Consider the following 11,529-nt stretch of genomic DNA (forward strand, 5'->3'; position numbering starts at 1 on the left):
GTCGAGCGGCCGGCGCGGCCGTATCACATCACGACCTTCGCGGGTGATCTCAGGGTGCCGTACCACGCGCGGAGCCCGGGGAAGATCGGGGAGGAGTGGGGGGCCGCAAGGGGACCGCAGGAGGTCGTAGGGGAGGCGTAGAGGAGAAGGGCCGAGGAGCGTGAGCCTTCCGGATGTCAGCCTAGAGTGGTGGCGAACGGCGTTTCAATGGTGAAACTTGCGCCGAGAGGCCCGATATGGCTGCACTACAAGAGGGCGAAAACGTACAAAAGCCTCAAAAGTGACAGTGGTCGCCCAAGGTTTGGATTGCTACCATAAGGCAAATCTAGCGAGATGTTATGACGCAAGTTGCTCTGGTGGCTACTGTTACGGGCGATGAAGAAGTAGTCTGAGCTGTGGAAAGTTGCTCAACGCCACGCGTGATCGTCGAGCCGACGGGTGAGGTGCGGTCGCGGAGGGGCGGCGTTCTTCCCAATTAGCCTGTACAGCGGGCCGACTTGTGAAATAACGTAACTGAACTGAAATCGCCCGATCATGATCTCGGCGATACTGTCGCCGCACAGCGGATATGCGGATGAGAGCAGGAGACCCCCCGATGCCGTCCGGACTCACAGCGGGCTTGAAGGGCACGGTGCCCGGCGACGTCCGGGGCGGCTCGCCCCGTCCGGGTGCGGTCCTCCTCCAGGTGTCTTCCCCTGAACACAAGGCGGTGATGCGATGACGGTCCGCCTCCTGACCAACATCGGCCGGCTCTGGACCGGAAACGACGTGTTCAGCAACGCGGCGATCCTCGTCCACAACGACCGGATCGCCTGGGTCGGCCGCGCCGCGGATCTTCCGCAGAGCGTGCCGGGGGTCGTCGACGACATCGTCGACGTCGACCATGTCGAGAACCTGGGCGGCGCGCTGGTCACTCCCGGCCTGATCGACGCGCACACCCATCCGGTCTACGCGGGAAACCGCTACGCCGAGATGGCGATGCGCTCCAGCGGGTCCACCCCGTCCGCGATCACCGCGGCGGGCGGCGGCATCGGCTCCACCGTGACGGTCACCCGCGGCACCGACCCCTGGACGCTCTGCAACGGCGTCCGCGAGCGGCTCCGCGACTGGCTGCTCAGCGGCACCACCACCATCGAGGCCAAGACCGGCTACCACCTCACCCGTGACGGCGAGCTGGCCGACGTGCGGCTCCTGCGCGAGCTGGAGAAAGAGCCGATGATGCCGCGGGTGCACGTGACCTTCATGGCCGCGCACGTCGTCCCGCCCGAGTATTTCGGCCGCCAGCGCGACTATGTCGAGGCCGTGGGCGCCTGGTGCGCCGACGCCGCCGCGGCGGGAGCCGACGGTGTCGACGTCTACTGCGACGAGGGCCACTTCACCGCGGAGGAGGCCCGCTGGGTCCTGGCCTCCGGACGCAACGTCGGCCTGCTGCCACGCCTGCACGCCGGCGCCTACACCCGGCGCGGCGCCGTCCAGCTCGCCGCCGAACTCGGCTGCGCCTCCGCCGACCTGCTCCACCACACCACCGACGAGGACATCGCGATACTGGCCCGCTACGGCGTCCCCGCCGTGGTCTGCCCCGGGACCGCCCTCCAGCGTGGCAGCCTGCCCCCGGTCCGCCGGATGCTCGCCCAGGGGGTCACGGTGGCGCTCGGCAGCGACCACAACCCGGGCCACTGCGGCATCACCTCGATGTCCCTGGTCATCAGCCTCGCCGTCGCGGCCTTCGGCATGAGCGTCGGCGACGCCCTCCGGGCCGCCACCCTCGGTGGTGCCACGGTCCTCGGCGCTCCCGATCGCGGCGTCCTCGCCCCCGGCCGCCTGGCCGACATCGTCCAGTGGGACGCCGACCACGAGGGCGCCTTCGCCTGGGCCTTCGGACTCAAGCCCCGCCGGGTCTGGCGCGGCGGCACCCCCGTCCAGTAGGTCTCCCCTTCCGGAGGCTTCGCCCTCGGAACCCTCGCCCGCCGGATCCTCCCCTCGAGCGGCCGTTCCCCTCACGCTCGCGGCTCCCCGCCGTTCACGAGGGCTCCTCGCCGTTCACCGGGGGAGTCGTTCACCAGGGGAGGAGCCGAGCCCGTCTCCTTCGTGTGATCTCCACCGCGTAACCTCTGGGCATGTCTCCACCGGTCGCCGTCGTCACGGACTCCACCGCCTACCTCCCTCCTGAGGAGGTCTCCCGCAGGGGAATCGTCGTGGTGCCGCTCCAGATGATCGTGGGAGGCAGACCGCTCGACGACATGCCGCGGATCGAGGGCGCGGGCATGGGCGACATGCTGCGGGAACGGGGTCAGGTGACGACCTCCATGCCCGCCCCGCGCCGTTTCACGGACGCCTACAACGAGGCGGCGGCCCGGGGCGCGACCGGCATCGTCTCCATCCACCTGTCAGCGGAGATGTCCGGCACGGTCGAGGCCGCCCGGGCGGGGGCCGAGCATTCCCCCGTCCCGGTCGACGTCGTCGACAGCAGGTCCATCGCCATGGGTCTCGGGTTCCCCGTCCTCGCCGCCGCGAGCGCCGCCGCTGCGGGCGCGACACGGGCCGAGGCGGCGGACGCCGCCCGCCGCCGCGCGGAGTCGGTGCGCAGCTTCTTCTACGTCGACACCCTGGAGTATCTCCGCAGGGGAGGCCGGATCGGCGCGGCGGAGACCCTCCTCGGCTCGGCACTGATGATCAAGCCGATTCTGCACATCTCCGACGGCGCGATCGTTCCCCTGGAGAAGGTCCGTACGGCGAGCCGTGCCATCGCCCGCCTCGAAGACCTCGCGGTCGAGGCCGCGGGTACGGGCCCGGTGGAGGTCGCCGTCCAGCACCTCGCCGCCCGGTCCCGCGCGGACGCCCTGGCCGCACGACTGCACCGGCGCATTCCCGCCCTCGCCAAGGTCATCGTCGTCGAGGTCGGCCCGGTGATCGGCGCGCACGTCGGTCCAGGCATGCTCGGCATCACCATCTCCGCGGGCGAGCCTCTGGTGTCCACCGATCCGTGAGGTCGGCCGATCCGTGTCGTCTTCGAACCCGTATGGTCTTCGGATCCATCTGATGACCCGCGCGCCGATCAGGCCGACCTGTGTCCCCGCCCTCCGCCGGTCGTCCCCTTATCCCCAGAACGAGATTCGGTGAAAGTGCGCCCGCCGCCGTCTCCGTAACGTCCTGCGGGTGCGGACCACAGGCCAGAACACCGAGCGGTTCCAAGCCGAGTCGCGACTGCGGATCCTGACCGGGAGCGGATCACCCGACCGGGTGCCCCCGCCGTGCCGTCCGGCCGGCACGCCGTGCCGGGGCAGGCATGCGCGGGCCGGCGGTCAGGGCGAGCCGGAGGACGCCGTCCACGACGGTCCCGCTGCGCGCATGCGTTCGGCGCCGATCCCTCCGTCCTTCGAGGCGCTTCGCAAGGTCGTGGCCACCGAGAAGGTCGCGCTCGGTCCTGACCGCCCGGGGCTGCGCCTCCTGCTGCTCGTCGCCCTGGTGGCCACCGTCGCGGGCGGCGTGTACGCCTGGCGGTCCCAGCCGGAGCCCGAGCCCTTGGCCCCGCCGATGCCGATCGCCGGGTCACCGCTGTCGGCGCCCGTCACCGTTTCGCGGCAGGCGTCCACGCCGGTCGCCGAGCTGACCGTTCACGTGACGGGTAAGGTCCGCCGGCCCGGGGTGGTCACGCTGCCCGGCGGTTCACGGGTCGCCGACGCGCTCCAGGAGGCCGGGGGCGTCCGTGGAGCGGCCGCCACGGGATCCCTCAACCTCGCGCGCAGGCTCGTCGACGGCGAGCAGATCGTCGTCGGCCTTTCCGGCACGGCCGCCGTCGCGGCGGCGCCCACTCCGGTGAATCCGGCAGATCCCGCCACCGCCGTCGTCGACCTCAACACCGCCACCCCCGAGCAGCTCGAGGAGCTACCGGGCGTGGGCGAGGTGCTCGCCCGGCGCATCGTCGAATACCGCGACGCGCACGGCGGCTTCCGCTCCGTCGAGCAGCTTCGCGACGTGAGCGGGATAGGTGACCGGAAGTACGCCGAGATGCGGGACAGAGCCCGTGTTTGACACCTCGGTCGCGAGGACGGTCGTGACGCGGTTCGCCACGGCCGGAGGCTCGGGTGGCTCCGCACACGCCGGCGGGTCCGAGGGGCCGGGAATCCTGGGCGGTTCAGGAAAGGGATGGCGTGCGCATGCCGCGCATCTGGTCCTGCCGGCGGCGGTCTCATGGATGACCGCACTCGTCCTGCTGGGCTGCTCAGCCGCGACCGGTGCGGTGACGGCCGGTCTCATGGCCACGGGTGCCCTGACCGTGGCCGTCCTGACCCGGGCACAGGGGGCGGCGACCCGGCGGAACGCGGCGATCGCGGTCCTGGGATGCGCCGCCGCGGTGGCGGGGTCGGTCGCCTTCCGGGTGCACGCGGTCGGTACGGGGCCGGTCGCCGAGCTCGCGGGCAGGAACGCCTCGGCGATGGCCGAGGTGGTGGTGACCGACGACCCCCGGGAGACGAACCGAAGGGGAGGGCCCTTCCCGCGGGAGAGTTTCGTGGTGCCCGCCCGGGTCGAGTCGGTCGGGACGGGAGCGGGCAGGGTGGCGCTGCGGGCTCCGGTGGTGCTGTTCGTCTCGGGCGCCGGATGGCGATCCCTGCTGCCCAGCCAGCGAGTGGAGGTCAGCGGGCGCTTCGGCCGGGCCGACCCCGGAGAGCTGCTCGCGGCGGTGGTGCTGGTCAGGGGAGCACCGCGAGTGCTGAGCGGGCCCTCCTGGGAGCAGCGCGCGGCCGGGGCACTCAGGTCGGGGTTGCGGGAGGCGGCCGACGTGTTGCCGCCGACGCAGCGCGGGCTGTTGCCCGGCCTGGTGGTCGGCGACGTGTCCCGGATGGACGAGCAGGTCAAAGCCGACTTCAAGGCGGCGGGCCTCAGCCATCTTCTCGCGGTCTCCGGCGCGAACCTCGCCGTCGTGGCGGGGGCGGCGGTCGCGCTGGCCAGGGTGGCCGGATTGCCTCTCGCGGCGCGGGCGGTGCTGGCGATGGCGGCCATGGTCGCCTTCGCGGTCGTCGCCCGGCCCTCGCCCAGCGTGCTCAGGGCCCTCCTGATGGGCGGGGTCGCCGCCCTCGCCCTCGGCACGGGCCGCTCGCGCGACGGTGTCGCGGCCCTGTCGGTGACCGTCCTGGGGCTGGTCTTCTTCGTCCCCGACCTCGCCCGCTCCTACGGCTTCGCCCTGTCGGTCTCGGCGACCGCGGGCATCCTGGTCCTCGCCCCGGGCTGGCGCGACCGGCTCTCGGCCCGTATGCCCCGATGGTTCGCCGAGGCGACCGCAGTGGCCGCCGCCGCCCAGGTCGCGGTCACCCCGGTCCTGGTTCTGATGTCGGGACAGCTCGCACCGGTGGCGATCCCGGCCAACCTGCTCGCGGGCCCGGCCGTGGCCCCCGCCACCCTGCTCGGTTTCGCGGTGGCGTTGGTCGCGCCCCTGCACATGGGGCTCGCCCAGTTGCTGGTCCGGCCGGCGGGACTGGCCACCGGATGGATCATCGAGGTGGCCGAGCACACCGCGGCGCTCCCGCTGGGCGTGATCCCGTGGCCGGGAGGCGTCACCGGGCTGCTCCTGCTGGCCGGTGCGGTGCCACTCGCCGTGCTGGTGCTGCGGCACCGGCGGCCACGCCTGATCGTCCTGGCGGCCCTCACCGGGCTGGTCCTCGCCGTGACGGTGGCCGCGCCGATCGTGGCACGCTGGCCGCCTCACGGATGGCTACTGGTGGCCTGCGACGTCGGCCAGGGAGACGCTCTGCTCGTCGCGGCGGGGCCGGGGCGGGCCGTGGTGGTGGACGCGGGGCCGGACCCGGTGCCGATGGACCGCTGCCTGCGCTCCATGGGAGTCGGGGAGGTGCCGCTGGTCGTTCTCACCCATCCGCACCTCGACCACGTGGGCGGTCTCGACGGTGTCTTTCGCGGGCGCGCCGTGGGAGCGGTGATGGTGACCCCGCACGGTGCCGGAGAGCGCGAGGGGGTGAGGCTGAGCGCCGATCTCGCCCGCCGCCACGTGGTCGAGTGGGCGGCGAGGCCCGGTGCGAGCTGGCGGTTCGGGCCCTCGGAGCTCACCGTCATCGGCCCGGTGGCCGAGGACTCCCCGCCCGGCGCGGGAGAAGGGGCGGCCGTCAACAACGCCAGCGTCGTGATGCACGTCCGCTGGGCCGCGGGGGCGGCTCTGCTCAGCGGAGACATCGAGACCGAGGCCCAGGCGGAGCTGCTCCGGCGTGGCCTGCCGCCCGCCGAGATCCTCAAGGTTCCCCACCACGGCTCGGGCAGGTACGACCCGGCCTTCCTCGCCGCCTCCGGTGCCCGCGCCGCTCTGATCAGCGTGGGGGCGGACAACGGCTACGGCCACCCCGCCCCGTCGACCCTGACCGCGCTGCACCGGCTCGGCATGCGCGCCTACCGGACGGACCTGTCGGGAGACCTCGCGGTGGTGGTCCGCGAGGGGGCTCTGGCGGTCGTCGCCAGGGGGCGCGCGGCCCCGTTGGCGGGCGGCTTGTGGCGCCCGGCCGGGATGGGCGGGGCCGGTGCGGGTCGAGTCCCGGTCCTGGCCGGGCGGTGCGGGTCAGGCCTCGGTTCCGGCGGGACGGTGCGGGCCGGACGGTGCGGGCCGGGTCCTGCTTCCGGCCGGACGGTTCCGGCCGGAGGGTGCGGGCCGGATCCTGGTTCTGGCCGGGGCGTGGGCCGGATCCCGGTTCCGCCCGGGGAGCGCGGGTCAGCTCCCGGTTCTGGCCGGGCGGCGGAACTCGGTGTCCACGTCGGCGGCGTAGACCGACCGGCTGCAGCGCGCGCAACGGTACATGATCGGACCCTCGTCGAGGGACGTTCCGCAGCGGGGGCAGGCGTGGCGGCGAATAGTGGAGTTTGTCATGGTTCTCACCTCCTGTGTTGTTCCCAGGGTGCCTCGCGGCACCTGCATTCCGATTGCGAACGACTTGCCGGCGGCTCACCCGGCACCGGGACATGGCATGCTGCTCGTCATGGCGGCAACCGATCCGGCACCCGTGATCCTGATACTCGGCGACGAGGAACTCCTGGCCGACCGCGCGGTGAGCGAGGTGACCTCGGCGGTCAAGGCCGCCGATCCGACCGCCGAGGTGCACGATCTGCCCGGCTCGAAGATGGAGCTCGGAGAGCTCACCCGCATGACGTCGCCCTCACTGTTCGGCGACAGGTCCGTGGTGGTCGTCCGCTCGGCCCAGGACCTCGGCAAGGACGTCATCGCCGAGGTCGTCTCCTACGCGGCCCACCCGGTGGACGAGACCGTGCTGGTCCTCGTCCATCCGGGAGGCGTCAAGGGGAAGGCCCTGGTCGACGGGGTCAAGAAGGCCGGAGCCCAGGTGGTCTCCGTCACCAAGGTGACCAAACCGGCCGAGCGCCTGGCGTTCGTCAAGGCGGAGCTGAAGCGGGCCGGACGCACCATCGGGGCCGACGCCGCCGCCGCGCTCCTCGACGCCGTGGGCAACGACCTGCGCGAGCTGGCCGCCGCGTGCAACCAGCTCGCCTTCGACACCCCCGGCAAGACGATCGACGAGGCCGCCGTCGCGCGCTACCACCGGGGCAGGGCCGAGGTCAGCGGGTTCACCGTGGCCGACTCGGCCGTCGAGGGACGGCTGGGCGACGCCCTGGAGCAGCTGCGCTGGGCGCTCTCGACCGGTACGGCGCCGGTCCTGCTGGTGAGCGCGCTCGCCGGAGGCCTGCGCTCGCTGGCCAAGGTGGGAGGCGCGCCCCGCAACCTCCGGGGCGGCCAGCTCGCCAGCCATCTCGGCATGCCGCCCTGGAAGATCGACCGGGTCCAGCGGCAGCTGAACGGCTGGGGCCCCGAGGGTCTCGCCCGCGCGATCCAGGCCGCCGCCACCGCCGACGCGCAGGTGAAGGGCGGCGGAGCCGACCCCGCGTACGCGCTGGAGCACATGGTCCAGACCGTGGTCGCCAGCCGCACGGGGCGTTAGGTGTTTCGGGGAGAGACGGCCTGAGCCACAGGGCGGGACATGGGGGGCACCGGGAAGAGGCGCCTGAAACGCAAGAACGCCGCATCCCCGAAGGGTGCGGCGTTCGCGAAACGTGGAGCTACTTGGCGACCGACAGGGCGGCGGCGCGCTGGGCGATCGCCGACTTGCGGTTGGCGGCCTGGTTCTTGTGAATCACGCCCTTGCTGGCAGCCTTGTCCAGCTGGCGGGAGGCGGCGCGCTGCAGCGCGGCGGCCTCTTCGACGTTACCCTGGTCGGCGGCCTCGCGGAACTTGCGGATGGCCGTCTTCAGGGAAGACTTGACAGCCTTGTTACGCAGCCGGGCCTTCTCGTTCTGCCGGTTGCGCTTGATCTGGGACTTGATGTTCGCCACGAAGAAGCCTCGGTGAATGTCGTTGGATGGGGCGCGCGGGCAGAGAGGGCGCGCCACACGCAGTTGACTAGGCTACCAACTGCCATGGTCGACACTCAAATCGACAGGCCAGGCAGAAGGATGCCTGATCAGTTTAGCGTGTGGTCGTGGTGGCTCGGACCGTAATCCTCACGGCTTGAACCAGAACTTCTCGTACTCCGCCCAGTCCTCCTTGGTGGCGGCGAAGTCGACGTAGAGCGCCAGGCCGAACCGTTCACGCGGTTTGCCGTACGAGGTCAACGCCAGCCGGGCGCCCCTGGCCGCCTTCTCGACGCTCTCGGCCGCGTCGGCCCAGGAGACGTCGTGGTCGTGATAGGCCGGGGCGCCGATCAGCACCGTCTTCTCCTCGGGGACGAGCTCCAGCGCCAGCGAGCTCTGCCGTACGACGTAGCCGCCGTAGACGGAGGGGAAGGGGAGGTAGGAGTCGTAGGTCATGATCGCCACCTGGTCGGTGAGCTTCGCCACCTGGCGGAAGTAGTCGGGTGACCAGTACTTGTCGTGGCCGATGGCGGCGCGCGCGGCCGGGCGGACGAGCGGGAACGGCTCGATCTGCGGGGTCGAGGTGGACAGCAGGCCGTCGCCCACGATCGCGCGGGTCCGGGTCAGCAGGTCGAGGAAGTCGGTGTCGCCGTCGCCGATCGGCTCGAAGTTGTAGTGGACGCCGTCGAAGCCGAGCGCCGTGATCGCGCGGGCGCCGTCCAGCACGCGCTGCCTGGAGGCCGCGTCGTCGAGGTCCAGGACGCCGTCGACCTTCTGGCCGAGCCAGGCCGACACCCTGACCTTGGGGAGTTCCTCGCGCCACCACTTCAGGAAGTCGGCCGCCTTCGGATATTTGGCGACAGGTAGTGTCCCGTCCGGGTCGAACGGGCCAGAATGGACGTACACGTCCTTGATCCCGGTCTTTCGCAGCCGGGCGGCGAGGGTGCGCACGTCGTCGGCCGTCTTGCGGCCATCGACCCACGCGTGGCCCAGCCACAGGGCGTCGTGGCCGGTCGTCTTCGCCCATGGGGCGGGTGTCCCGGTAAACTGCAGGGTGAGGGTGGCCACGGCCACCCCTGGAAGCGCGAGGAGCAGGGCCGCCACCATAGCGAGGAACCGCAGGCCGCGCCGTGCTCTGGTCCGGGCAATCACCCGGACATGTCACCATGGAAGACGGCTGGCATGCCAGCCGTATGATCGTCATCAATCTGTTGAAACGGACCCCGGTGCGCATTCAGCCTGGCCAGACCGACCCCGCTGTGCTCCGCAACTTCTGCATCATCGCGCATATCGACCATGGCAAGTCGACGCTCGCCGACCGCATGCTGCAGATCACCGGAGTGGTCGACGACCGTTCCATGCGCGCCCAGTATCTCGACCGGATGGACATCGAGCGCGAGCGCGGCATCACGATCAAGTCGCAGGCGGTCAGGCTGCCGTGGCAGGTCGGCGACACCGACTACGTCCTCAACATGATCGACACCCCCGGGCACGTCGACTTCACCTACGAGGTCTCCCGGTCGCTCCAGGCGTGTGAGGGCGCGATCCTGCTGGTCGACGCCGCGCAGGGCATCGAGGCGCAGACCCTGGCCAACCTCTACCTGGCCATGAACAACGACATGACGATCATCCCGGTGCTCAACAAGATCGACCTGCCGGCCGCCCAGCCGGAGAAGTACGCCGCGGAGATCGCCCACCTCATCGGCTGCGAGCCCGAGGACGTGCTGAGGGTCTCCGGCAAGACCGGCATCGGCGTCCGCGAGCTGCTGGACCACGTGGTGGCGAACGTCCCGGCCCCGGTCGGCGACGCCGACGCGCCCGCCCGCGCGCTGATCTTCGACTCGGTGTACGACACCTACCGCGGCGTGATCACGTACGTCCGGGTGATGGACGGTCACCTGGGCAAGCGCGAGCGCATCCTGATGATGTCCACCACCGCGGCCCACGAGACGCTGGAGATCGGCGTCATCTCGCCCGAGCCGAAGATCGCCGACAAGGGGCTCGGCGTCGGCGAGGTGGGCTACCTGATCACCGGCGTGAAGGACGTCCGCCAGTCGCGGGTCGGCGACACGGTGACCTCCGTGACGCGTCCGGCACTCAAGGCGCTCAGCGGCTACGAGCACCCCAAGCCCATGGTCTTCTCCGGCCTGTATCCGATCGACGGTGACGACTACCCCGACCTTCGCGAGGCCCTGGACAAGCTCCAGCTCAACGACGCGGCCCTGGACTACGAGCCGGAGACCTCCGCGGCCCTGGGCTTCGGATTCCGCTGCGGCTTCCTCGGCCTGCTCCACATGGAGATCGTCCGCGAGCGGCTGGAGCGTGAGTTCAACCTCTCGCTCATCTCCACCGCGCCCAACGTGGTCTACCGGGTGATCATGGAGGACGGCAAGGAGGTCGTCGTCACCAACCCCTCGGAGTTCCCCACCGGCAAGGTGGAGAAGGTCTTCGAGCCGATGGTCAAGACGACCGTGCTCGTCCCCTCGGAGTTCATCGGCGCCATCATGGAGCTCTGCCAGAACCGCCGGGGCAACCTGCAGGGCATGGACTACCTGTCCGAGGACCGCGTCGAGATCCGCTACACCATGCCGCTCGGCGAGATCATCTTCGACTTCTTCGACCAGCTCAAGTCCCGTACGCGCGGCTACGCCTCGCTGGACTACGAGCCCTCGGGCGAGCAGGAGTCGGACCTGGTGAAGGTCGACATCCTGCTCCAGGGCGAGGCCGTGGACGCCTTCAGCGCCATCGTCCACCGGGAGAAGTCGTACGCCTACGGGGTCGAGATGGCCAAGAAGCTGCGCGAGCTCATTCCCAGGCAGCAGTTCGAGGTGCCGATCCAGGCGGCCATCGGTGCCCGGGTCATCGCCCGGGAGAACATCCGCGCCATCCGCAAGGACGTCCTCGCCAAGTGCTACGGCGGCGACATCTCCCGCAAGCGCAAGCTGCTGGAGAAGCAGAAGGAGGGCAAGAAGCGGATGAAGATGGTCGGCCGCGTCGAGGTTCCCCAGGAGGCGTTCGTCGCCGCGCTGTCCACCGAGTCCTCCACGGACAAGGCCAAGAAGTAGGCACTCCCCCAGGCGCGCCCGGGTCCGCCCCGCGACCGGCCCGGCCCACCCCGCGCCGTCCCCGCACCGGCTCGGCCAGGGGTGAAGGGCGCCGGGGGAAGAACGTGCG

General features: G+C 71.1%; 8 protein-coding genes and 1 pseudogene. 6 read left to right on the forward strand and 3 right to left on the reverse strand.

The genetic code is table 11. The features are described from left to right. Positions 1-717: 717 nt before the first annotated feature. From hutI to ACTOQ3_RS10270, 4 genes and pseudogenes are all read left to right on the forward strand, one after another. Positions 718-1,926 carry an imidazolonepropionase gene (hutI, locus tag ACTOQ3_RS10255; protein WP_350974555.1) on the forward strand — a complete coding sequence of 403 codons (1,209 nt, stop codon included), beginning with the start codon at positions 718-720 and terminating at the stop codon, positions 1,924-1,926. Between the two features lie 191 nt (positions 1,927-2,117). Further along, positions 2,118-2,987 carry a DegV family protein gene (locus ACTOQ3_RS10260; RefSeq protein WP_440083109.1) on the forward strand — a complete coding sequence of 290 codons (870 nt, stop codon included), beginning with the start codon at positions 2,118-2,120 and terminating at the stop codon, positions 2,985-2,987. Between the two features lie 169 nt (positions 2,988-3,156). Next, the gene (locus ACTOQ3_RS10265; protein ID WP_440083110.1) at positions 3,157-4,032 is read left to right on the forward strand and encodes a helix-hairpin-helix domain-containing protein; all 876 of its coding nucleotides are present in this window, start codon (positions 3,157-3,159) and stop codon (positions 4,030-4,032) included. An 808-nt stretch (positions 4,033-4,840) separates the two neighbouring features. Further along, positions 4,841-6,202, forward strand: a pseudogene (locus ACTOQ3_RS10270) (ComEC/Rec2 family competence protein); the annotation flags it as partial. 507 nt (positions 6,203-6,709) lie between these two features. Here ACTOQ3_RS10270 and ACTOQ3_RS10275 read toward each other — a convergent pair. Next, a complete protein-coding gene (locus ACTOQ3_RS10275; RefSeq protein WP_440083111.1) occupies positions 6,710-6,865 on the reverse strand; it encodes a hypothetical protein in 156 nt (51 codons plus the stop codon). A gap of 109 nt (positions 6,866-6,974) precedes the next feature. Here ACTOQ3_RS10275 and holA point away from each other — a divergent pair, with 109 nt between their 5' ends. Continuing rightward, entirely contained in the window at positions 6,975-7,946 is a 972-nt protein-coding gene (gene holA / locus ACTOQ3_RS10280) for a DNA polymerase III subunit delta (RefSeq protein ID WP_440083112.1), read from the forward strand. 118 nt (positions 7,947-8,064) lie between these two features. Here the strand turns inward: holA and rpsT are convergent, their stop codons facing one another. Both rpsT and ACTOQ3_RS10290 read right to left on the reverse strand, forming a co-directional pair. Continuing rightward, positions 8,065-8,337 (reverse strand): 30S ribosomal protein S20, encoded by a 273-nt coding sequence (gene rpsT, locus ACTOQ3_RS10285; RefSeq protein ID WP_440070123.1) that lies wholly within the window; start codon positions 8,335-8,337, stop codon positions 8,065-8,067. A 168-nt stretch (positions 8,338-8,505) separates the two neighbouring features. Continuing rightward, the gene (locus ACTOQ3_RS10290) at positions 8,506-9,507 is read right to left on the reverse strand and encodes a hypothetical protein (RefSeq protein WP_440083113.1); all 1,002 of its coding nucleotides are present in this window, start codon (positions 9,505-9,507) and stop codon (positions 8,506-8,508) included. 41 nt (positions 9,508-9,548) lie between these two features. On the opposite strand from ACTOQ3_RS10290, the gene lepA reads away from it, so the two are divergent. Continuing rightward, complete coding sequence (gene lepA, locus ACTOQ3_RS10295) at positions 9,549-11,420, forward strand: translation elongation factor 4 (RefSeq protein ID WP_440083114.1); 1,872 nt, start codon at positions 9,549-9,551, stop codon at positions 11,418-11,420. The last annotated feature ends 109 nt before the right edge of the window (positions 11,421-11,529 follow it).

The organism is Streptosporangium sp. LJ11, assembly GCF_051918945.1.
Classification (GTDB): domain Bacteria; phylum Actinomycetota; class Actinomycetes; order Streptosporangiales; family Streptosporangiaceae; genus Streptosporangium.